General features: G+C 66.2%; 1 protein-coding gene. It reads right to left on the bottom strand.

What is annotated here, in order from left to right:
* Nucleotides 1-65: 65 nt before the first annotated feature.
* Nucleotides 66-662 (bottom strand): transposase, encoded by a 597-nt coding sequence (locus tag GEV06_28830; protein ID MPZ21848.1) that lies wholly within the window; start codon nucleotides 660-662, stop codon nucleotides 66-68.
* Nucleotides 663-696 lie beyond the last annotated feature (34 nt).

The raw sequence follows: 696 nt of genomic DNA, 5'->3' as shown, positions 1-696 counted from the left end.
GGGGAGCACATCGGCAAGATCGTCCTGGACGTGTGACGGCGTCGGGAGGGATTAGCACTACTTTGTTAGATTCTCAGCGGAGGATCGCGCTGGAATCTGGCCAATAAGTCCAGCCACTTGGGCCGGGTAATGAAAAACAACATCGCGACGAGTTCGCGAACCAGGTTGCGAATCGCCGGAAACGTGGGCAGCGGCTGCGTCCCACGCCGGCGCTCGAGTTGCAGGAACGTGTACGTCAGCGCCGCCAGCACCGCATGATGGTGCCACCCGCGCCAGCTGCGGCCTTCGAAGTGATCGAGGCCGAGTTCGCCTTTGAGCTCGTGATAATGCTGTTCGATCTTCCACCGCGTATGTGCCAGAGTGACCAGCGCTTTGAGCGCCATCGTGGCCGGCGCCTGAATGAAGTAGTACTTCGGGTCGTCTTTGCCGCTCAGCGGGCGTTCGCAGAGCAGCCAGCAGTCGCGCGAGCTTTTCGCCGGCCGCACGCGCAGCGCGACAAAGCGCGCCGCGAGCGGGCCCTTGGTCCCCTGGCCCCAGCAGACGCGCCGCCACCGGTGTCGCGGCAGGCGCGCCGCCACCGCCTCCACGGCCCGGCTGGCCCGGGCGCGCGGGAGCCAGACCCGCAAGAAGGGCGGCACGCCGAGCGCATAGCGGAGCCCCATGCGCTCGAGGGCCGTGCGAAACGTGATCACTTTG

The sequence above is a fragment of the Luteitalea sp. genome, assembly GCA_009377605.1.
GTDB lineage: Bacteria > Acidobacteriota > Vicinamibacteria > Vicinamibacterales > Vicinamibacteraceae > WHTT01.
This window is presented reverse-complemented; position numbering and strand designations above follow the sequence as displayed.